At 44.2% G+C, this 20,642-nt stretch carries 23 protein-coding genes; 7 read left to right on the forward strand and 16 right to left on the reverse strand.

Features of this window, described 5'->3' with window-relative positions; genetic code table 11:
• The first annotated feature begins 114 nt into the window (after positions 1-114).
• Complete coding sequence (locus FPZ44_RS22715; protein ID WP_418789204.1) at positions 115-423, forward strand: dehydrogenase; 309 nt, start codon at positions 115-117, stop codon at positions 421-423.
• A gap of 146 nt (positions 424-569) precedes the next feature.
• On the opposite strand, the gene FPZ44_RS22720 is transcribed toward FPZ44_RS22715, so the two are convergent.
• The 3 genes from FPZ44_RS22720 to FPZ44_RS22730 all read right to left on the reverse strand — a co-directional run bounded on the left by FPZ44_RS22720 (position 570) and on the right by FPZ44_RS22730 (position 4,458).
• Positions 570-1,016, reverse strand: coding sequence for a hypothetical protein (locus FPZ44_RS22720; RefSeq protein ID WP_144994287.1), 447 nt, complete (start codon positions 1,014-1,016; stop codon positions 570-572).
• A gap of 170 nt (positions 1,017-1,186) precedes the next feature.
• Positions 1,187-3,517: an O-antigen ligase family protein gene (locus FPZ44_RS22725; RefSeq protein WP_144994289.1), complete on the reverse strand. Its 2,331-nt coding sequence runs from the start codon at positions 3,515-3,517 to the stop codon at positions 1,187-1,189.
• A 263-nt stretch (positions 3,518-3,780) separates the two neighbouring features.
• Complete coding sequence (locus FPZ44_RS22730; RefSeq protein WP_144994291.1) at positions 3,781-4,458, reverse strand: PilZ domain-containing protein; 678 nt, start codon at positions 4,456-4,458, stop codon at positions 3,781-3,783.
• 184 nt (positions 4,459-4,642) lie between these two features.
• Here FPZ44_RS22730 and FPZ44_RS22735 point away from each other — a divergent pair, with 184 nt between their 5' ends.
• The gene (locus tag FPZ44_RS22735) at positions 4,643-5,143 is read left to right on the forward strand and encodes a GNAT family N-acetyltransferase (protein WP_144994293.1); all 501 of its coding nucleotides are present in this window, start codon (positions 4,643-4,645) and stop codon (positions 5,141-5,143) included.
• Positions 5,144-5,274: 131 nt separating this feature from the next.
• Here FPZ44_RS22735 and FPZ44_RS22740 read toward each other — a convergent pair whose 3' ends face one another.
• From FPZ44_RS22740 to yyaC, 3 genes are all read right to left on the reverse strand, one after another.
• Complete coding sequence (locus tag FPZ44_RS22740; protein WP_261378504.1) at positions 5,275-6,471, reverse strand: class I SAM-dependent methyltransferase; 1,197 nt, start codon at positions 6,469-6,471, stop codon at positions 5,275-5,277.
• Positions 6,472-6,811: 340 nt separating this feature from the next.
• Positions 6,812-7,609: an alpha/beta fold hydrolase gene (locus FPZ44_RS22745; RefSeq protein WP_144994297.1), complete on the reverse strand. Its 798-nt coding sequence runs from the start codon at positions 7,607-7,609 to the stop codon at positions 6,812-6,814.
• Positions 7,610-8,099: 490 nt separating this feature from the next.
• Complete coding sequence (gene yyaC / locus FPZ44_RS22750; protein WP_144994299.1) at positions 8,100-8,648, reverse strand: spore protease YyaC; 549 nt, start codon at positions 8,646-8,648, stop codon at positions 8,100-8,102.
• A gap of 190 nt (positions 8,649-8,838) precedes the next feature.
• Here yyaC and FPZ44_RS22755 point away from each other — a divergent pair, with 190 nt between their 5' ends.
• Positions 8,839-9,063 carry a DUF1128 family protein gene (locus FPZ44_RS22755; RefSeq protein ID WP_144994301.1) on the forward strand — a complete coding sequence of 75 codons (225 nt, stop codon included), beginning with the start codon at positions 8,839-8,841 and terminating at the stop codon, positions 9,061-9,063.
• A gap of 92 nt (positions 9,064-9,155) precedes the next feature.
• Here the strand turns inward: FPZ44_RS22755 and FPZ44_RS22760 are convergent, their stop codons facing one another.
• Positions 9,156-9,860, reverse strand: a complete 705-nt coding sequence (locus tag FPZ44_RS22760; RefSeq protein ID WP_144994303.1) for a copper homeostasis protein CutC — start codon at positions 9,858-9,860, stop codon at positions 9,156-9,158.
• A 19-nt stretch (positions 9,861-9,879) separates the two neighbouring features.
• A complete protein-coding gene (locus FPZ44_RS22765) occupies positions 9,880-10,875 on the reverse strand; it encodes an asparaginase (RefSeq protein ID WP_186786202.1) in 996 nt (331 codons plus the stop codon).
• Positions 10,876-11,006: 131 nt separating this feature from the next.
• Here FPZ44_RS22765 and FPZ44_RS22770 point away from each other — a divergent pair, with 131 nt between their 5' ends.
• From FPZ44_RS22770 to FPZ44_RS22780, 3 genes are all read left to right on the forward strand, one after another.
• Complete coding sequence (locus FPZ44_RS22770) at positions 11,007-11,675, forward strand: phosphatase PAP2 family protein (RefSeq protein ID WP_186786203.1); 669 nt, start codon at positions 11,007-11,009, stop codon at positions 11,673-11,675.
• A gap of 142 nt (positions 11,676-11,817) precedes the next feature.
• Positions 11,818-12,297, forward strand: a complete 480-nt coding sequence (locus FPZ44_RS22775) for a YtxH domain-containing protein (RefSeq protein ID WP_144994309.1) — start codon at positions 11,818-11,820, stop codon at positions 12,295-12,297.
• 15 nt (positions 12,298-12,312) lie between these two features.
• On the forward strand, positions 12,313-12,690 hold the full coding sequence (locus FPZ44_RS22780; protein WP_144994311.1) for a hypothetical protein: 378 nt from the start codon (positions 12,313-12,315) through the stop codon (positions 12,688-12,690).
• A gap of 72 nt (positions 12,691-12,762) precedes the next feature.
• Here FPZ44_RS22780 and FPZ44_RS22785 read toward each other — a convergent pair whose 3' ends face one another.
• The 8 genes from FPZ44_RS22785 to FPZ44_RS22820 form a co-directional block, all read right to left on the reverse strand.
• The gene (locus FPZ44_RS22785; RefSeq protein ID WP_144994313.1) at positions 12,763-14,139 is read right to left on the reverse strand and encodes an amino acid permease; all 1,377 of its coding nucleotides are present in this window, start codon (positions 14,137-14,139) and stop codon (positions 12,763-12,765) included.
• A 242-nt stretch (positions 14,140-14,381) separates the two neighbouring features.
• Positions 14,382-15,152: a sigma-70 family RNA polymerase sigma factor gene (locus FPZ44_RS22790; protein WP_144994315.1), complete on the reverse strand. Its 771-nt coding sequence runs from the start codon at positions 15,150-15,152 to the stop codon at positions 14,382-14,384.
• On the reverse strand, positions 15,149-15,607 hold the full coding sequence (gene rsbW, locus FPZ44_RS22795; RefSeq protein WP_186786204.1) for an anti-sigma B factor RsbW: 459 nt from the start codon (positions 15,605-15,607) through the stop codon (positions 15,149-15,151). The genes FPZ44_RS22790 and rsbW overlap by 4 nt, the downstream gene beginning before the upstream one ends.
• Before the next feature lie 45 nt (positions 15,608-15,652).
• Positions 15,653-15,970 (reverse strand): STAS domain-containing protein, encoded by a 318-nt coding sequence (locus FPZ44_RS22800; RefSeq protein WP_144994319.1) that lies wholly within the window; start codon positions 15,968-15,970, stop codon positions 15,653-15,655.
• Between the two features lie 109 nt (positions 15,971-16,079).
• Positions 16,080-17,294, reverse strand: a complete 1,215-nt coding sequence (locus tag FPZ44_RS22805) for an ATP-binding protein (RefSeq protein ID WP_144994321.1) — start codon at positions 17,292-17,294, stop codon at positions 16,080-16,082.
• Positions 17,295-17,320: 26 nt separating this feature from the next.
• A complete protein-coding gene (locus FPZ44_RS22810; protein ID WP_144994592.1) occupies positions 17,321-18,151 on the reverse strand; it encodes a CheR family methyltransferase in 831 nt (276 codons plus the stop codon).
• A 58-nt stretch (positions 18,152-18,209) separates the two neighbouring features.
• Positions 18,210-19,376 carry a SpoIIE family protein phosphatase gene (locus FPZ44_RS22815; RefSeq protein ID WP_144994323.1) on the reverse strand — a complete coding sequence of 389 codons (1,167 nt, stop codon included), beginning with the start codon at positions 19,374-19,376 and terminating at the stop codon, positions 18,210-18,212.
• 223 nt (positions 19,377-19,599) lie between these two features.
• The gene (locus tag FPZ44_RS22820; protein WP_144994325.1) at positions 19,600-20,121 is read right to left on the reverse strand and encodes a DUF948 domain-containing protein; all 522 of its coding nucleotides are present in this window, start codon (positions 20,119-20,121) and stop codon (positions 19,600-19,602) included.
• A 261-nt stretch (positions 20,122-20,382) separates the two neighbouring features.
• On the opposite strand from FPZ44_RS22820, the gene FPZ44_RS22825 reads away from it, so the two are divergent.
• Complete coding sequence (locus FPZ44_RS22825; protein WP_144994327.1) at positions 20,383-20,541, forward strand: DUF1328 domain-containing protein; 159 nt, start codon at positions 20,383-20,385, stop codon at positions 20,539-20,541.
• Positions 20,542-20,642 lie beyond the last annotated feature (101 nt).

Genomic DNA, 20,642 nt, shown 5'->3' on the forward strand with positions numbered 1-20,642 from the left:
TTACATAAGCATAGCGTTGTTGCAGCTTTCATTAGGCAAAATTCCAACGGTAGCAGGACGCCTTTTTCCGCATATGTTGTTAGCATCTTGACGTATGAAAGGAGCTTGCCTGCTGTGAAGCCGAAAGAACGTCATACTACTCCTCTTCCTTCGATGCGAAAAATACGCCGTGCCTGTGCTACAGAATTGTACCGAACGGTGAAACGGATGAATGTGTATATTCCAGCGCCGCTTATTGAACAAGGTGAGCAGCTGTATGTAAAGAAGGTTGTTGCTAATCTGTTGTTTGTTCATGAACATGGTCAAAATCGTAAAAAGCTCTGTGACTGGTGGGATGAACAGGTTGCTCCAGAGCTCGCTGAGCTGTGGAATGTAGATATTGAAAAGCTGAAACAAAACTTTCGACACACCTTCGGAGGTTAAAACGAGCAGCAAGTAAGACAGATAACAATGTACTCCTTGCTCCGTAAAAAGGCTCATGCCGTATAGCATGAGCCTTTTCGTGCATCTCATATGGATGTTGACTACAGGGGGAAACAGAGAAGTTATTCTTTTACCTACGTTAAACGCTACCCAATAAATACAAATGCTTCATTTCCAGGTGGTATCACTCTACTTCTGCGGAACTGAACACCGTTAGCATTAAATGTACGTACCACTAAAGGCACATTGGTTGGTGTTCCTATATTTCTAAACTGGACTACACCAAAATTATCAAATGGCGCAGTAGCAATCAGCACGCCGTTAGCGAATGCGCGTGCAGTAAAGCCCCTTGTGTTGAAAGGAATACCGTTGCGCTGGACCCAAACCACCGTAAAGCGGTTTAAATATGGCCCTTGAAATACCGTACTTGTTTTGTTCGTTGATTTGGTTGTCTTTTTAGTAGTCGGATTTACCGTTTTGTTAGTAGGTTTCAATTCTTTTAATGGCGGTTGCTTCGCCGTCGATCTAACCGTTTGCTTTACAGATTGTTTGACGACTGGCTTAGCGACATGCCTGGTAGGCTGCTTGCTCATACCATGGATTCCCCCTTATGGCGATTTGTATACCGTATGCTTGTGAGTCTCGCCCTGTATGGACGTTACACCTAATAAGCAAGAGGCCAGCATAAATTGGGGAAATGTACCCTATGGTATGGTTAACGCATGCCGGTACGGTAATATTACCGGCACGTTCATCCTGTTGATCAAGGCCACGTCAATCTATCAACGGAAGCTGATGCACGAAGCGCCTCTGGCGTCATGGCGAATTGCTTATCGTTCGCCGGGTCAACAAGCGCCTCAATGCGGCGCACTTCAGCCCTAAATTGGCTGAAGCAATCTTGCGTCGCCAAGGCAAGCTTACGCGCCTCGGCGACGTGCCCTTGCTCCGCCGCCTTATGGCTCATGGCGGCGAGACGTTCGACCGCTTCGGTCTGCAATGCCTTATCGAAGCGGTCTGCTTGTACAGCCGCCTTCCACCAGGCGGCGGCATCTTCTTCGCGTCCGCTGCGTTCGGACGCGAGTGCTAGCGCACGATAGAGCGCTTTGCCGCGTCGTTCATAGCGCAAGCCCTCGCGCAGCAGGGCAAGCGACTCATCAGGCGGCAGCTGCTCCGCTACCGCTAGCCGCATTCCCGTACTGGCTGGCGATACGCTTACAGCGAGACGCAGATAGGATGGATTATCAACATGGCGCCCAACGTTGTATATCATATGACCAGCCACCTGAAGCAAATTCATGACGATTCCGGTGCCCAACACGATGGCAAGGAGCACCGCTATCGAGCGCTGATTCAAGGAAATCCTATACTTGAATAGAAGAACAAGCTGCCCCTCTGAAGGAGGTATATTGCCGCTATTGCGGCCTGTATCTATAGAACCTTCACGCGACTGAGCCTCAGCAGCATATCTCTTATCAGTCATCACTTGATTAGCTCTTGGAGATAGCCAAGCAATGACAAGCCAGGCTAAGCTGATCCATATGACTAAGCCGTATGCCATATCAAAGTCGATTAAGCTGTGCAAAATAACGATGAGTACAGCTGCGGCCGCTCCTTGATGTCGTCTCCAAGCACCAATCACGGCGAAAGCGATCATGCCTCCCACAACGAAAGTGCCTGCCAGTCCGATATCTAATAGACTATCAACAAATACGCTATGTGCTTCCTTGCCTACATATGGCTCATGCTGAATGCTAGCAAACTGCTGTCGCCATGCATCTCCGCCGCTCCCAGTCCACGGCTGCTCCTGCCACAACCGCCATGCATCTTGATAAATGAGTACCCGTGCAGAGGCTGTTTCGTAATGCCCGCCAGTTAAACGATTAGACGCCTGCTCTGGCGCAACTGCCCAAGCTAACCATGTTACCACTAGGATAACAATGCTTGACCCAATAACGAGCAACATCCGTTCCTTCTTCACACGTTGTTGAACATAAGAGACAATCAGCAGCAGTAGAGAATTGCATAGCAGGCAGCCGACTAAAGGTATCCATGCAGCAAAGCGTAAAGCATCAGACAGCCATAGCGATGCAGTTGCAAGCACAGCCAGCAGTGCCCAACTTGCCAGCCATAACATGAATAGAAGCAAGCCTAGCTTCTCTTTCCTTGGTGACATCAGCCAAACAGCGAGAAGAACAAAAACAGTAACCAACCAAGCTCCTCTAGACTCTGTTAAGCCCAACACCGTAAGATGAAGTAAAATAAGCCCGCTTGCTATCACAGCCTTGAACAATTTGCTGTGCAGCAACCTTCTATAAACATGCTTTGCGCCCTGCTGTTGCGGCTCCTGCGGTGATTGTATCTGCGATAATGGTTGTACCCACTGTAAGCGCCGATAAGTGTCCAATAGATGATAGGCTGCAAATGCCCCGGCGATCACACCAAGTGTATTCGGGTATTGCAACCACCCTCCTAGCCGAAAACCAAGTGCAGATATTTCTGCATTCGAACTAAAATAGACAGCCCCATCAAGCTTGATCCATCCATACAATTGAAACAATGATCCTCCAGATAAAACTAGGCCGGAAGCTGTCACTAGCCTATGAAGCCATTGTGGCTTCTCACGCCAAAACATCCCGTTATAATTTGCTACTCTCGACTCAGTACTACTTGTATATGAGCTAAGATATACGAGTACGATAACCCAAGCACCCGCTCCGATCCAGCGTATGATCTGCATCCATGTTCCTTGCACACTTACAGGATTGCCTAGCAGTCCAATGGCATAAAATAACGCAGCTACGAAAGGAAATAACAGCGGCCACGGTATGCGGATAGCAGCTCGGATGGCAACTCTATTCTTCTTTTCGAGATGTCCTCTATTCATTAGGGCCCTACATACGAGCCATAAAGCAATAGGCATAATAACAAATGCCGCTCGCATATAATCCCGATCATAAAACCATCCATAGTTCAGCATCCCACCAAGCAGCAGCCAATAAGTACACAACATAAGTACATAATGCAGAATAGAATTATCCCGGAAGTTCCAAAATGCCGCTTTCATTTGTCGTACCTTTTGATAAGCACTCCACATACAACCACCTCCTTCCTCACCATGTACAGTACTATTCCTATTTAAAATTACCCTGTGTACAATCCAACAAAGAAGACCCCCCTATCCGGAAAGGCCTTCAGCATCATTTATAGTGATATAGTTTCTTCCACACAATAACATCCATATTGTCCTTCGAACTATGCATATGTTTTAACTACCTAAAGCCCGTCTATTACAATCGTCTCCCATTATGTATTGCACTAATCATATCTTTATCAACAACTTTAATACTGAATACCCTATTAGCTTAATGTTGGTTTTTTAGATTGTACGTAAACTTCAACTTGCCTGCGTAGGATAAAAGCTCGCAGCGCTCTTGACGACAAATTATCCATGAGTTCCAACGTTCCGCCGCACATCAACGTTGATTCTTTTTGTTCTTGGCGAATAATATAAACTTCCCCCTGGAGCTTAAAACCTAAATCCAGCTCGACATTCAGCTTATGACCGATCTTCCACTCACAATGAGGCGCGACAAGAAAACCCAATCCGTTCATACTAATATCCAGTAGATTGATTGTCATTTGTGACAATTGGTCTGGCCCATTCTCATCGGTGATTTTAAAAATGCTGGCGATTCCGCTGTTCCTGGCTTCAACCCGAGGATGCTCCCGCTTGTCCGCAAATTTTTTCTGATGCTGTGGCGGATTAACAAATAAAAGCGAACCTAAATGTCTTGCTATTATTTTTGTAATAAACGTAAACATGCCCACCGGCGAGTACATCGTGATTTTAACCTGCTCTCCCAGTTCGAACTGTTCATATTCAGGAAGCTCAACTTCCATTAGATCCCCTTCGATATAAGATAGCACACCTGTAGCAACGGTGCTTTCCCCCTCTATAACCGTACGGCTATGTAGGAGAACCCTCAACGGTTGCTGAATAGATGGCGATGACTCTTGTGCTGATGCTTCAAACATGAACGTTGTTCAGCTCCCTTTCTAGTCGTTTCATCCTATTTATACAAATAGATAATTTGTTATAAGTATGTTATCGTCAACAAACTATCTAGAGTAAAGATTTAGAAGATATCGTGCTTACTTTTTCTTGATACTACTGTTTCGTATATTCATTATAATGAGGGCTGCAAAGGAGGTACGCTGTATGGAACATCATTTTACGGTAGAACCAATGACTGAGAAAAATGCTGACGACATCTGTTCATGGCAATATGAACCGCCATTTGATATCTATCGCTTTTTACCATGGTCAGAAATGAAACTACAGGGCATCGAATTCGGCGATCCTGACCTGCGGACGTCTCAATATACATCTGTTCGCTTCGGTAAAGAGCTCGCAGGGTTCGCTCAATTTTTCCCACTTGTGAACGTTACCCGTATTGGGCTCGGCATGCGGCCCCAATGGTGTGGAAACGGGTATGGAGTAGATTTTGTGAAAGCAATTGTAATGGAAGCATTGCTCCGCGCTCCCGAAAATGAAATTGATTTAGAAGTGTTAACATGGAATAAACGTGCCATTCATGTTTACTTGCGAGCAGGATTTCAAATTACCGATGAATATGAACGCCCTACTCCTACTGGAGTAGCCTCGTTCTACTGCATGGTTTACGAACCATCACAATCGAAACAACCTGATCTCTTCTAGTATGATAAAGGGATCGCTAATAAGAAGTTGCCCTTAACGTAATGATTGCTTAACAACAGCAACCGTCATTCCATACCTACGTTAGGGGCAACCAAATCTAACATTCACATCAAACGAATTGGATATCTTCTTTAGCTGCTGCCTTCACTTAATCCAAGGCGGTCCCATTCCGACTGCAGCGCGCGCTCTAAATAGGGACGGATGTGCAGAAACTGACGATACGATTGATATTCAGCCCAAATGTCGGCTACTTCATCCTGCTTGCGCTTTGCCGCAACTGCACGAATTAGCAAATTTTTCGGCGTATGTTCTAGATCGATAAATTCAAGCAGCTGCGTGCTATACCCTACCACATCCAGCAATTTAGCACGTGCAGCATCTGTAGCTAATGCAGAAAAACGCTCTTTAAGTATGCCATGACGCAGCAATGGCTCTAATTGAGGAGCATCTACTTGTTGATAAAGCTCATGCTGACAGCATGGCACTGACAAAATAACGTTTGCTCCCCAACGCACTGCCTTCTCTAAAGCCATATCTGTCGCCGTATCGCAAGCATGCAAAGTAACAACCATATCTACATTGCCGGCCCACTGATACTGAGCAATATCTCCAAGAGCAAAATGCAGTCCATCATACTGAAGCGTACGGGCAAGCTGTTCACAGTGTGCGATAACATCTTCCTTTAGATCAAGACCCGTAATATGAACTTCACGTCCTCGCAATACATGCAAATAATGATACAACGCAAAGGTTAGATATGATTTGCCACATCCAAAGTCAATAATACGAATCGGCCTATCGGCAGGCAGATGGTCCAGCACATCTTCCACCATCTCAATAAAGCGGTTAATTTGTCTGAACTTATCGTACTTGGCACCTAGAACATTACCCGAAGCACTCATAATGCCAAGCTCAACTAAAAATGCGGCTGGAACTCCATCTTCGATAATGTACTGCTTTTTGCGATTATGAGATAAGTCGACCTGCTTGGACTTTTTATCTGTCTTAGATTTAATATTAACTTTGTACTTCTTGCTAATGAGTATATGATGCTCCCCATCTGTAGTGCGAATCAAGGCTTGCTGAAAATGATCGGTAAGCAGCTGCATCAGTTTCTCCACAGCCTCCGACATCAAAATATTTTCATGAGCTACCTTGTTGGCATAATGATAAGTCAATTGCAGGACTACGCCTTCTCTCAACTTAACCGGCTTAGCTGCAACCTTCGTACATCCAGGTTCAGGCTGCTGCCTAACTTGACTAAATACAGCAGAATGCAAGCTGCCAGATTGTATACATTCATTTATTAATTCGCGTAAACGTTCCACCTTAATAACTCCCAACTTTCCTTTACGAGTAAACTTTATTGAAATGGTCATTCATTCACGGCGACTTGCCGCCGCTCCATTGGAATATTTCATTTATCAACGTTACAGAGACATCCATTCACTTCAACGTTAAAACTTGATAGGAAGGATGAATATGTTAAGCATACACGAAAGCCATCCGCATAACCACTTTTCGTGCAAGCTTCTTATGAGGTTTTATGTATGGAATATCCAAAGTGATTCCAGCAGTCAAAAAGGCGACCCTTACAATTAAGGATCGCCTGATAAAGCTATAAGTGGATTACTCCGTTAAATAAGTTCCAATCGTCCTATTCGCTAATCAATGTTGAGGGCAGCTTTCCATGAACCGGCCGATTACTTGCGCCATTTCCTCCGGCTTCTCCATCATACCCATATGCCCGACTTCGGATAACAAGATTTGACTAACATGAGGACCTTCTGTTGTAAATAACCGTTCTGCCGGCACGACTTGGTCTTTATCACCCGCTACGAGCAGAAGCGGCAGCTTCGTCGCAGTCATAACTGCTGTACGATCTTCTCGCTCTCGCATCGCCAAAGCTGCTCCTATCGCTCCTTGTGGAGGTGTATGGTAGCCAATTTCTAATGCTCTATGGACAGATGCTTTATGCTCCTCAAGCTTATCTGGATTAAACAGTTTTGGGACTAGCTCATCGACGAACTGCACAATCCCTTGTGACTGAATACGCTCGACGGCTTTTAGACGATTTTCTTTAGCCTGTTCCGAATCCGCATAACCTGTAGAATGGATCAAACCAAAGCCATGAAGACGATGCGCAAAGCGCTGTGCAACGGACAAAGTGACATACCCACCTAAAGAGTGGCCAATCAGCACGAACTTGTCCAACTCCAGCCTGTCCGCTAACGCAATAATATCATCTGCCATCTGCTCAATGGTGTATGCCCCTTTCGGAGCGGCAGACTTGCCATGACCACGCAAGTCCGGCGTAATAACTCGATATTGCTGCTGTAACTGAGGAACGACGTCTGACCAGTATTGGTTACTGCCACAAAAACCATGCAGCAAAATAACAGCCTCTCCCTTACCGCTATCCCCTATATGTAAATGGAATTCCTTTTGGATTTCAATCTTCGTCATCCTGTTCCCTCTTTCCATTCTATATTGTATGCCACGAAACGAAAAAACATCCAATTTTTGTGTGTATTCATAAAAAAATTTCATGGATACACAGTTGTTGATTCTAGTATGCATAAATGTTCCATAGTTATTGAGTATATACACTAATTGCATATCCGATGAAACATAGCTAACGCTAACCTACTCCTCCGCCTATTGGACTCGGCATACCTTACAAGTAAGGGGGTGTTGATAATGGAAGGGTTCGAACTGTTTCTCGGCACTTGTACGTTCATGATTGGAATGGTTCAACTGATGATCGTTTTATCTGATCGAAACAAAAAGTAGTCCGCTCCGCACAGAACGGACCATTGTGTACCCACGCATTGCAGTTCCCAACTCATGCTTGTGCTAGACGAAGTCGGATGCCCCACATCCGGCTTTTCTTTTTAGGCCCACAATTTCAATTTATGGTGGTGGTATCTATTTTATGATTGGATAACAACACTAATTATGAACGCTCCGTTACAGTCAATACAGTCGCAGCAATCGCATCTACAATTTGATCAACCATGCGCATAACTTGGAATAATGAAGTCGTTTGCAGCGTAATATATGGCTTCGGTCCATACTGATTCACAACTGCCGCAATACTGTAATGACCAACTGCTGGCAGCGATGTACCTACGGATTCCGCTGGCTGTAGAGATTGATTGTTTACGAGGAAATGCCCTACCGAAGAGGGATGACCTAAGCAGGCATCTATCGCCACCACAATCTTTTCATCATCTATCGAAGCAAGATAACGTTCCAAGCTAGACGCATCACATGGATCAGCCAACGTACCGATGACTTGCGTATATCCTAGCTCCTGAAGTTTTGTACCTACTAAAGGACCTATCGCATCACCTGTAGAGCGATCCGTACCAATACAGACAAATACGAGGCGATCAGCCTCATACCGGCTAACGATTCCCTGCAAGAAGGATACTAAGCCAGCATATGTGCATTTCTGAGGCTTATTTGTAGGCAGGCGTTCTTGTTGCATATGATCAACCATGAGCTCTCCCCCTTCATTTATATCCATCGATTTGTTATATAGAACAATAGAACATTGTGAATAAAACGCATACTCTTGGTGACGCCTTATTGTACTGTATGACAAGCTTCATTGCCAAGTCGTGCACGAAGTCTTTCACCATGTTACAATACGTTCAACGACGGTTGTTAAACCGATGAGGAGGATCCTAATGAGTGTAGAAGCAGGAACACAAGCAGAAATAGAAATGATGATTGAGGCAATTAAGGACCGTTTGAAAATGGCAACAGCTGCTGCGATGCAAGCTTCAGCCTTCTCTGTAGATCAATATGAGGATATTAAGGACATTTATGAAATCGTCATTAGCAAGCCAAACTTCAGTATTAGTGAAATTGAAGCGCTTGTCCAAGAGCTTGGCAAGCTGCGTCGTTCTTAATACAGTCCAGCACGATTTCTTTCATACTAAGTAAAAGAGCTGTCCAACAAGCGGAATCATCTACTTTTCGGACAGCTCCTTAGATGTTATTATCACATGTTCACTTCATCCAGCAACGATCGCAGCTGCTTCACTCGCTCAGCATCCACACCGTTCCCCATCAAGCCGCCATGTCGAACCGAAGAACCAGCATGAACCCATGGAACTCCAGTTTCACGAATGAGTGTTTGTACATTGTCTGAGCCAATACCGCTTCCCGCTACAATACGCAAGCCGTTAGGACCCGCATCATTTACAAGCTGCTGCAATTGCGCAGCACCCTCTTGGGCAGTCGACTGGCCGCCCGAAGTCAGTACATCAGTAATCGAACTATGGCGCTTCAATACTTGCAGAACTTCCAATAGATCGCTCACTTCGTCAATAGCACGATGGAAGGTGATCGACATGCCTTCTGCCTGCTTAAGAACCTCTGCAAGCAAATGCTCATCTACTTTTCCTTCGGCAGTAAGTGCCCCGAACACAATCGCCTCCGCACCGGCCTGCTTTGCCATTTGAATGTCGCGCACAATCGTCATGCAATCATCCTTATCATACACGAATGAACGAGCATGCGGCCTTATCATCACGCGCACTGGAATATGAGCAGCTTGAACCGCTTGTTCAATCAGCGCGTAGCTAGGGGTCAGTCCCCCTTCAGCTCCAGCCGTAATGAGCTCAATGCGATCTGCTCCGCCAGCTTGAGCTGCTTTCACATCACTCAGCGTTGTTGCGATTACTTCTAAATGTACTCGATTCATTTTATCCACCTCATAAACCTTATAGCTTAAATACGGTATGCCGCTCTCCAACAATCAACCCTTGGTCATTTTTAATGATAGTTGGGAACGCTTCTTCCAAACGCTGGATCGTTGCAGCGTGTTTGTAGCCTATTTGCCTTAGTAGTTCGGCAATGACATAGGCGCATTCTTCATCAGAACCATCTGCAATTTTCACAGCGAAACCTAGCTGCTCTTCTTTCAAAGCGAAGCCAAATATACCTTTAAATCCACCTTTAGCAGCGATGTTGTCATCTTCCATTAATATGGAATCTAAACGGCCTGTACCGCCAACTAACAGCGGGTAGCTTGTCATCGCTTGATTGATACGCGTAACGGCTTGTCTCGTTTCTTCATCCGAAATCAACGCAGGGTTTCCTAGTTTCAAATAAGCAGCAGCGATCGCTGGCAAAGGCAGGGCATAAACGGGGAAGCCGCAGCCATCTGTACCCACACCTATAACGTCAGGCGATACTCCAGCCATTTCGAGAACCGCTTCGGTAATCTGAATCTGGGCTGGATGAGTAGGATGTGTGTACGTCTCCAATTCATAGCCTTCCTGCTTGCACCAAGCTAGCACACCAAAATGCTTGCCCGAACAATTATGGAATCGCCGCTCGGGTTTCCCACCTTCGCGAATCCAGTCATGACGAGAGGATTCATGCAGCGGATAGGAAGGGTGACAAACTAATGTATCTTGAACCAATCCACTAGCTGTCATCATGCCATCAATCGTCTGCATATGCATATCTTCACCACGATGCGAAGACATCATCAAAGCCAACTCACGGTCTCCATAACCATAATGCTCAAGAACTCCGCTTTTCACAACAGGAATCGCCTGCAGCGGCTTGCCTGCTGATCTAAGAAACGTAGGTCTATCCATATCACCGATGGCATGTAGAATCGAGCCGGAGGCATCAACTGCACAAATAGCACCCCAATGCTCACACTCTACCCAGCCACCTCGTGTTTCTTCAACTAATCGTTTGTACATGATGTGGCACCCTTTATCTTTATAATCGTATTTATGTTATAATCACTTCTCATTATACCGAAATTACAACGAATTTGCTCTCGCAGATTATACATACTACGGTTATGGAAGTCGGAAAGGATGTAAACGTAATGAGTAATAAATCAACGCAGCAGGCAACCAAACTGACGTTAAGTGTGTGGTGGGGCCTTATTACCATCCCACTGCTGCTATTTTTGCTGGCATGGATAACAAGAAGAGTATTAAAACACGTCCTCCTGCCTATCGATATTGCCGTTACGGACACGTTAAGACAATGGGCAACACCGACATTAACGAATATCGTGACAGTCATTACACATATGGCAACGGATTATTTTATTATTTCACTAGCAGTTGTCATGGCAGTTCTTTTCATCCTAGTCTGGAAAAATCGCAAAGCTGCCTTCACTCTCATGCTAGCCTTAGGCGGTGGATATTTGCTAAACGAGACGATGAAGCAAATATTTGCCCGAACAAGGCCTGAATGGGAGCATTGGGTAATTGCAGACGGTTATAGTTTTCCTAGTGGACATGCTATGGTCGCAGCTGCCTTCTACGGAGTTCTTGCCTATTTACTCGTACAATGGCTAAGAGATAGAGGCATTAGCTCTAACGTGACAACGACGGGAATTGGCTTCATTGCAGGTATCCTTATTATTTGTATCGCCTTAAGCCGTGTTTATTTGGGAGTCCACTATATTACAGATGTTGTAGCAGGCATCTTCGCCGGTATGCTGTGGTTTTTCGTATGTATTTACGTGTATCGTCGAATCAAATAACAAGTCTGACGCTAAAAGCATTGTTAGCTGGTCAAACAAATTATTTCGTCTGATTAAAAAATGGGATTGTTTCAAAATCACCGCTACCGTGTAAATCCTCCTTAACAACAAATTCGATTTTAACGTTAAGGAGAGATGAAATATGAATACAAATCAATTTACGAATCAATCACCCGCTTATAACCATGATACAGGATATAACACAACCAACCAAAACAATGGGAATAACTTTGCAAAAGGACTTCTTATTGGCGGACTTGTAGGTGCTGCTGCAGCCCTGTTATTTGCACCTAAGTCTGGTCGTGAGCTGCGACAAGATATATCATACAAAGCCCAATCCGTTGGCGAGATGACAAAGGACGCTGCTTGCGACTTAGGCAACAAGGCAGCTACAATCGTCAAATCGGTGGGAGAACGAGCTGAAACCGTTGTTACGAATGTAAAAAGCGCAACACAAGCAATCGCTGAACAAGTTCAGGATGCTAATCATGAAACGATAATGCACACGAAAGAAGTTATTGCGGATGCAGCAGATAACATTGCAGCTTCATCTCAGCCACTGCAGAATGCTAGGATCGTTCCACCGCCTGAAGCTCAACTTCCAGGATCGATCGTTAAATAAGGAGGCTGTGCAGCTATGAACACAACTTCGATGATAACTGCTCCAGCGCAACGTGTGCGCCATGTATTCATTCAACATGGCTTCACAGGCATTAGCTGCCAGGAGAAAGAAACGTTCGTCCTAGGCTGGATCGATCAAGACATGGACGAGCTGCGTGCCTCGCATGTTTTTACGGTCCCTGCCATCTATTTGCCTGACGGCAAACTGTTAATTGAACCTGAGAAGGCGTCCTTTTCTGGATATGGACAAGTACCTGAGTACATCCAAACGCAAGCTCACGAACAGTTGAACGAGATATTGGCTGCGTTAAATGACGACCGCTCTGTTCCAAGGGAAGAGACACACTCTTACAAACCATTGGACAGTGAACGCATGCCTTTCCCTAAACCATAATATCCACCATATAAAAAGAAGCTCTAAACAGCATATTGCTGCCTAGAGCTTCTTTATTTATACTTCCATGTTCTACTTATGAATGGGACCCCGAACTTTGGCATACACGAAGTACCACACTACACCAATTACAAGCCAAATACCGAATATAATCCATGTTCTGAATGGCAAGTTCACCATCAATAATACACAGCTTGCAATCGATAATAGCGGAATGATCGGCATAAATGGAACAACAAAGCCGCGCTTCAAATTCGGATGGGAGCGACGGAGCAAAATAACAGAGAGACCGACCATAACGAAAGTCAGCAATGCTCCGATATTAGCTAAATCCGCAAGCTGCTTCAAATCCATAAATCCTGCGACGAAGGCACTGACCCCACCTATAAACCATAATGCTACTGACGGTGCGTCATTCTTGTTTTGCTTGGTGAAGGAACGCGGCAGCAAGCCATCACGACTCATAGTCATCATTACTCGTGTCGCAGCATATATGTACGCTAGTACGACAGCCATCATGCCGATTACTGCACCAATCGCAATAATGCCCGCTACTTCATTTCTCCCTACAAGGTGAAGAACATGAGCCATCGCTTCAGGCACATTTAGCTCTTTATAGGAGGCCATTCCGGTCATAACCACACATACCAATACATAAATGACTGTACTGATAGCCAATGATCCAATAATACCTTTCGGCATATCTCGCTGCGGGTTCTTGGCATCTTCAGCAGAAGTGGAAATCGCGTCAAAGCCGAGGAATGCAAAGAATACAGCTGCTGCACCTGCCAGCACTCCGCTTGTGCCATATGGCATAAATGGAGTCCAGTTCGCAGGCTCTACGTAGAACGCTCCAACGATAATAAAGAGCAAGATTACACCTAGCTTAACAAACACCATGATGTTATTGACGGTCTTACTTTCTTTGGTACCGCGCAAAAGCAGCCATGTCATAAACAACACCATCAGGACGGCAGGAAGATTCACAACCCCTCCATCAGCAGGAATGGTCATCCACTCAACAGGTATACCTATTCCAAACGACTCTAATATATTGTTCAAATAGCCTGTCCAGCCACTTGCCACGGCTGAAATCATCAAGACGTAAACAGCTAATAACGTCCAGCCCATTAAATGAGCCACTAATTCACCTACTGTAATATAGGCGTAAGTATAAGCACTTCCTCCCACTGGAACAGCCGAAGCAATTTCCGCATAGCACAATGCTGCAAATGCGCATACGATTCCGGCCAAAATGAAGGAAAGAATTACTGCAGGGCCTGCGTCTCTTGCTGCGACCAAGCCTGTAAGTACCATAACGCCTGTCCCGATAATTGCACCCATACCTAGCAAAGTTAGGTCAAGTGCTCCTAATGTTTTCGAACCTTTTCTTTCGTTGCTTTGAGCAAGCAGCGTGTTTACATCTTTTTTACGAAACCAATCTGTCATTGTTATTTGCTGCACCCCTCTAGATGTCCACCAAGTAGTTTTAAGGTCATATTTTATCATGCCCATCTTTCTCGAAGAAGCCTACAAATGTTGGGGGTTACCCTAACACAAAAAAGCATGCTTGTCCTATGCACCTATGCAAGAACAGCATGCTTATGTAGATTTTATGGATTCAACGGACTCGATAACTTGAAAATAATTACCAAAATAGATTGACGTATTCAACGCAGCTTGCTTCATTATCATCGGGCAAGATCATGATTCGTCAAAATTTTCTTCAGCTTCTCAGTAGCTCTTCGCTGGATGCGGGATACACTCATTTGCGATACACCAAGCTCCTCCGCTACCGTACGTTGTGATAATCCTTGTTCAAATATAAGCATAAGTACTTTCACTTCTTCTTGCTTCAACTGTTTCATCGCCTCAAGCAAATCCATCTTATGTTCAACGGACTCATAATCATTTGCGTCAGAACTGATTAATTCCCCTAATGTAGCTGCGCTCTCATCCTGAGACAGAGGCGTATCCAATGATACATAATGGTAACACTCCCTGCCTGCCAGAACTTCAACGGTCTCTTCTACAGACAGCTCCAAGCAACCAGCAATTTCATCAATACTCGGGGAACGCTCTAATCGAATCGTTAATTCATCAATCGTCTGCTGAACGATTGCACCTTTTTCTTTAATTCTCCTCGGTACCTGGATGTACCAGGACTTGTCTCGCAAATAATTTTTCATATGACCGATCATACTCTTCATCGCATATGCCTCGAACGGTACTCCCAAAAGAGGATCGAACTGCTGCAGCAAGCGTATCATAGCCATATTCCCTACTTGCATCAAATCTTCATACAAATCTGGTCGGTTACGTGATATTTTACCTGCGGCCATCTTAACCATCGGCTCGTATTTTTGGATGAGAACGGTAGCAATGTCGTTGTCGTGGTTTTGTTGATACAGGCGGATTAGTTCGTTCGCATCCTCGTTAACTTTGGGATGTGGAATTGTCATTTGACCTCCCCAATTGCCTGAACACGTTTCATCATCTTCACTTCCGTACCACGACCTTCATGACTAACAATGCTCACATCGTCCATTAATGCCTGCATCAAATAAAAGCCTAATCCACCTGCCTGAACGTCATCCAACGACTTGTCATGCCACCCTGTTGCATCATCAAGTTTATTTTCTGCCATAAAACTCGAACCTTGATCACGAATCGTCAATTCTAAGTCATGATCGCCAATTTCGAAAATGATATCCACCATACCGCCCTCTTGGCTGTATGCATATAACACCGCATTGTTGCATGCTTCTGAAACGGCCACTTTCATGTCCTCAATTTCTTCATAGGAAAATCCGATCCTGCTCGCTATTCCATACAAAGTTAGTCGCACGACATCAACATAATCAGCTTGTGCAGGCAAGCATAACTTCACTTGCTGCTTCGTTTTCACTTCTGCCATGATTTTCTATCCTTTCACTCTCATATTCGATTTCTATTAACGCTGCTAATGCTGCGGAATTAAAAATTTTGAAATACCTGTGACATCAAACAATTTCTGTACATGCGATGGTACATTCTCTACAAAGAAAGGCGCCTGTTCGGCATGACGCACTTTTAGAATGGAGATAAGTATTCCAATCCCTGTGCTATCAATGTACGACAACTCGCTTAAATCCAACGTCAGTTTAGTGCTAGGGTCTACCGCCAACGGCTCCATCATCGTACGAAATTCTCCTGCGGCTGCCAAATCCAATTCACCTTGAAGTTTAACACGAATACCGTCTGCTTCTTTTAGTGTCACTGCTGTAAACTTGTGGCTCATATATTCTCTCCCCTAAATAAACGACATGAATAGTTATGTTCTGCTCAAATACCTTCATTGTGCTTTATCTCTTCTTCTTATATAAACATGCTTCATAACGTTTGAAACACTATTTATCCATTTCCTGATTATTAATTTGCATACGGACGTGAAATTGCACAGACGTCCCTTTTTCACTAGGAAGAATGCTTATTGCACCATCCATCGCTTGTACAATCGTATGACATATAGCTAAGCCTAATCCGCTTCCACCATATTTTCTGCTCAAGGACGAATCCAATTGGAAAAATGGCTGGAAAATGCCTGCTTTTTTCCCTTCTGGTATCCCTATTCCCGTATCCCTTATCTCAAATTGTATACAACAATCGCCATGCTCTTGGTCAAGGGACACTAACTTGATTGCTAGCTCAATTGAACCTTCTGCTGTAAATTTAACTGCGTTGCCAATTACATTAACTAGCACTTGGCGCAGGCGTTCTCTGTCTCCATTAAGGTAAGTCGGAATTTGCTCATCTACATCAACGGATAAGATTACATTTTTATGGATGACTTCAGCAGCGAACAAAGCCAATACCTCATGCGCCATTTCTTGAATGGAAAATGGATATAAATCCAGCTCAAGCCCGCCTGATTCCAGCTTCGTAAAGTCCAAAATGCGATTTATCGTTTTTACTAGCGAATCTGCACTGTTATAAATATATTTAGCATAATTCCGCTGTTCTTCCGTCAAATCACTATCAAGCAGCAAATCTACCATACCTATCACTCCATTCATCGGAGTGCGTATTTCATGACTCATCATCGTAAGAAATTGCGTACGAACGGATGCAGCACGTTCAGCCTCTTCTTTTGCTATTTCTAGTTCCTTATTCATTCGCTCTAGTTCTTCTGTCTTCTGCTGCAGCAGCATTTTCTTCGCTTGTAATCTTTTCTGAGCTTTAAACATCCCTACGAAACTAGCAATCTTCGACTTAAGAATATGAGGGATGAATGGCTTAACCATATAATCGATCCCTCCGGCTGAATAGCCGGCAAATAAATGCTCCGTATCCGTATAATTGGCTGAAATAAAGATGATCGGGATATGCTGTGTCTTCTCACGCGACTTAATCCACTTAGCTGTTTCAATTCCATCCATCCCAGGCATCTGTACATCCAGCACAATGACAGCAAATTGTTCCTTCATCAAATGACGAAGTGCTTCTTCACCCGACGACGCCGTAACTAAACGGTAATTCTCATCTGACAACACTGCTTCGAGCGCTAATAAGTTCTCAGGATAATCGTCTACCAGCAAAATATTAATAGGTTCCAACGTAGGCATGCTGCCTCCATGCCCCCCTCAATGAATTATCTTATTTTCCGATAGATCTTCTCATTGCAATCCAGCTCTTCATAAGAAGATTCACATTGTGTAAAATGCAAAGATTCTTTTGAACCAAGTACCAATATACCATTGTGGCTCAAACTCTCATAGAACAGCCGATGTACACGATTACGCAGCTGATCATTAAAATAAATCATGACATTGCGACAAAACACTACGTTGAACTCATTGAACGACATATCCGTTGCAAGATTATGATCTGCGAAAATCATATTTTCACGTAGAAAAGGATTTAGAATGACCGTTCCTTCATCTGTCGCAGAGTAATATTCCGAGAATGATCGCTTGCCCCCTGCCTCCAAGTAATTTTTCGTATATTGCTTCATCTTGTCCAAAGAACAGATCCCTTCTTTGGCTGTCTGCAAGGATAAGCTATTCATATCAGTCGCATATAAACGCGTCCGCTCGTATAAGCCTTCTTCTTGAAGGAGAATAGCCATTGAGTACACTTCTTCTCCAGTCGAACAGCCCGCATGCCAAATACGTATAGAAGGAAGCGACCTCAGCTTAGGAACCACCTTCTCCCGAAACGCCTTGAACATGGAGGGATCGCGAAACATTTCTGTCACGGGTATAGACAAATTGCGTACAAATCTGTCTACACACAGTCGATCAGACAGCACCTTGCCTTGTAATGCCGAAATCGATTGAAGCTGCTCACGGAAAATTTGATGCCATATTCGACGTTTTAGTGATGGATACGCATAGTCTCTAAAGTCATATCCATACATTCGATACACACCTTCCAACAGCAGTTCGATCTCAATTCTCTCACGAACCGATTCTTGATCCATGCTGTTATTATCTACTTCTTGCCTAAGTTCATTCACTCGGTCTCGTTATCCTCCTCTCCTACACGCCCTGTCTATGATGTACATCCACCCATACAAGACACTTATCATCTTCATGCAAGCTTTCATTTTCAAACAATTGCTGCCATGACAATGAATCATCGATATCCGTCTCTGTCTTAACCAATTCAGTCAAATCCGCTATCGCCATATCTAAAGATTGAACGGATGACTCTACCAGCCCATCCGTATAAAGACCAACTCGGAAACGATGGGTACATGAGATTTCCTTTACATCAATGTGGAGTTCAGGGAACATTCCGACTGGATGACCCGTCGTCTCCATCTGAATCACTTCACCATTTTCCATAACTACAATGCCAGGAGGATGTCCTGCATTCGCATAGCGAATGACATCATTCTTCGTATCTACAATTACGTATATAGCCGTCATGTAATATAGCGTCAAGCTGTCATTCATATAAAGCTGATCGAACTTAGCATTTAACTGCTGCAGTACAATATCTGGTGCTGCCTCACTTTTGACCGTTGTACGCAATGCTGATGCAATATACATACACAACAATGCTGAAGACACACCATGTCCCATCATATCTAAAATGAGTACACCATATTTGCCGTTACTAAGCGGAAACCATGCATACAAGTCTCCCGCCAGTTCTTCTGAAGGCCTGTAAATTGCCTTGATCGTGATGGCCTGATCTTCATAAGGCTCCGTTAATACAGATTCTTGGACCTTTGCAGCAAGTCGAAGCTCCTGCCGGATGTGATAGTCTCGTTCTTTATGCCAGTCCTTCTCCTGCTTCAATCGAAGAGCGAGCCTGATTCGCGCCAACAACTCGATGCGGTTAACGGGCTTCGTTACATAATCAACAGCACCTGCATCCAATGCATCTGCTAGTATGTTCGAATCCGCTACCGCAGTCACCATAATAATGGGTATATCACGCAAATGATTTAACTGCTGTATATGTCTGCAAGCCTGCAAACCATCGATTTCAGGCATCATCATATCTAATAAAATGAGATCAACATCCGGCTCTTTCGGATGAGCATCTTCAGATTTACCCGAATAATCGAGTCCTAGGTGCTGGTACATCTCTTGTGCGCAAGAAGCTGTAGAGATGCGTTGGTATCCGTCTTTACGCAATATTTCTCGGATAAGCATGACGTTTGTTGGATTATCATCTACAACAAGTATGTTCATAGAAAAATCCTCCTTTCTCTGTTACCCTCTATTTTATTATGATACACTGCACAACTATATCGAGCCACTTTATCACTGAATTACATAGGTACTAATCATATGTGTAATGATATATTACCCCACCAATTTCAGCATAAAAGACCGACTATCTTATTGCGATAATCGGCCTCCTCTGAACGTATCTATGATCGATAGTCTATGACTGTGTACGGATACTTGCCAGCTAGGATTTCGAGTTAACAGCACGGTACACCTTCCACACTTGCACACCTGCATCTACCCACGAATACCAATTCGGCTGACAACTGGGCTGCTGAGGCGCTGATGAAGAAGCGGATTCCAATGGACCAATAGGTGTTGAGCTCATAGGCGGTTGCGGATTAGGATGTTCGGAAACTCGCCCCTTGCCCCCTGCTGCCTTCCCGCGAAGACCATGTGCAAATCCTGCTGATACTTCTTTGACTGCCAACGTCACTTCACTTAAAGCTTCGCCCGCATGCTGCATCGAATCTGTTATCGGCTCCAGCTTGCTCATCTGATGCTGGATGCTTGCCGTAACTTCATTCGCATTGCGTGCCACAGCTTGTAAATCTGCATTTAACGACTCAATCGTACGCTGCACATTTTCAAGGGTAGCAGAGGCGCGTTCCAGTGACTGATTAGCAGCCTTTAAGGTCTGAATCATAAAATAGACGAGTACAACGAATGCGATAGCCGCAATACTAACACTTATTTGCCATATCATAGATAGTCCCTCTCTTTCTACACACGCTGTAAACACATACGCTCTTCTGTCTTTCTATCACTATCAGCTCCATCATATAAAGCCATCAAATATGATTATTAATCTTACGTTATCCGCCGCGCCATTATTGCGGTGCTATATGATGATATACCCTGTGTAACTAAGGCTGAAACAACTACAACATGCGATAATGTTGCATGTTTCAAAGATCTGCAAGGACGGTTATGAATGTGTCAACAAGCGACAAAGGAGAGGTTAATCATGTTAAGATGGGCATTTCTGTTTCTAATCATCGCCTTAATTGCAGGTGTATTTGGTTTTTTTGGGATCGTGGAAGCTGCGACTTCGATTGCTAAGATAGTCTTCTTTATCTTCTTAATCCTATTTATTGCATCTCTTCTAACTGGAAGAAGGACATAACGGTCTAATGTTGCAAGCAGCGAATGAGCACATCATAGATGAAAGCAACACAAAAGGGGTATTCGCAGTCTTTACAGACTAACGAATACCCCTTTTGTTCA

The sequence above is a fragment of the Paenibacillus agilis genome (assembly GCF_007786455.1).
GTDB classification, from domain to species: Bacteria; Bacillota; Bacilli; order Paenibacillales; family Paenibacillaceae; genus Paenibacillus_B; species Paenibacillus_B agilis.

Bases quoted from the DNA above. Each gene is read 5' to 3' on its own strand.
- FPZ44_RS22745 (WP_144994297.1), bottom strand. From the start codon at position 7,609: ATGACGAAGATTGAAATCCAAAAGGAATTCCATTTACATATAGGGGAT.
- yyaC (WP_144994299.1), bottom strand. From the start codon at position 8,648: ATGGTTGATCATATGCAACAAGAACGCCTGCCTACAAATAAGCCTCAG.
- FPZ44_RS22825 (WP_144994327.1), top strand. From the start codon at position 20,383: ATGTTAAGATGGGCATTTCTGTTTCTAATCATCGCCTTAATTGCAGGT.
- FPZ44_RS22725 (WP_144994289.1), bottom strand. From the start codon at position 3,517: ATGTGGAGTGCTTATCAAAAGGTACGACAAATGAAAGCGGCATTTTGG.
- rsbW (WP_186786204.1), bottom strand. From the start codon at position 15,607: ATGGCAGAAGTGAAAACGAAGCAGCAAGTGAAGTTATGCTTGCCTGCA.
- FPZ44_RS22810 (WP_144994592.1), bottom strand. From the start codon at position 18,151: ATGGATCAAGAATCGGTTCGTGAGAGAATTGAGATCGAACTGCTGTTG.
- FPZ44_RS22815 (WP_144994323.1), bottom strand. From the start codon at position 19,376: ATGAACATACTTGTTGTAGATGATAATCCAACAAACGTCATGCTTATC.
- FPZ44_RS22735 (WP_144994293.1), top strand. From the start codon at position 4,643: ATGGAACATCATTTTACGGTAGAACCAATGACTGAGAAAAATGCTGAC.
- FPZ44_RS22770 (WP_186786203.1), top strand. From the start codon at position 11,007: ATGAGTAATAAATCAACGCAGCAGGCAACCAAACTGACGTTAAGTGTG.
- FPZ44_RS22755 (WP_144994301.1), top strand. From the start codon at position 8,839: ATGAGTGTAGAAGCAGGAACACAAGCAGAAATAGAAATGATGATTGAG.
- FPZ44_RS22800 (WP_144994319.1), bottom strand. From the start codon at position 15,970: ATGAGCCACAAGTTTACAGCAGTGACACTAAAAGAAGCAGACGGTATT.
- FPZ44_RS22775 (WP_144994309.1), top strand. From the start codon at position 11,818: ATGAATACAAATCAATTTACGAATCAATCACCCGCTTATAACCATGAT.
- FPZ44_RS22765 (WP_186786202.1), bottom strand. From the start codon at position 10,875: ATGTACAAACGATTAGTTGAAGAAACACGAGGTGGCTGGGTAGAGTGT.
- FPZ44_RS22780 (WP_144994311.1), top strand. From the start codon at position 12,313: ATGAACACAACTTCGATGATAACTGCTCCAGCGCAACGTGTGCGCCAT.
- FPZ44_RS22790 (WP_144994315.1), bottom strand. From the start codon at position 15,152: ATGACAATTCCACATCCCAAAGTTAACGAGGATGCGAACGAACTAATC.
- FPZ44_RS22720 (WP_144994287.1), bottom strand. From the start codon at position 1,016: ATGAGCAAGCAGCCTACCAGGCATGTCGCTAAGCCAGTCGTCAAACAA.
- FPZ44_RS22730 (WP_144994291.1), bottom strand. From the start codon at position 4,458: ATGTTTGAAGCATCAGCACAAGAGTCATCGCCATCTATTCAGCAACCG.
- FPZ44_RS22805 (WP_144994321.1), bottom strand. From the start codon at position 17,294: ATGCCTACGTTGGAACCTATTAATATTTTGCTGGTAGACGATTATCCT.
- FPZ44_RS22820 (WP_144994325.1), bottom strand. From the start codon at position 20,121: ATGATATGGCAAATAAGTGTTAGTATTGCGGCTATCGCATTCGTTGTA.
- FPZ44_RS22785 (WP_144994313.1), bottom strand. From the start codon at position 14,139: ATGACAGATTGGTTTCGTAAAAAAGATGTAAACACGCTGCTTGCTCAA.
- FPZ44_RS22760 (WP_144994303.1), bottom strand. From the start codon at position 9,860: ATGAATCGAGTACATTTAGAAGTAATCGCAACAACGCTGAGTGATGTG.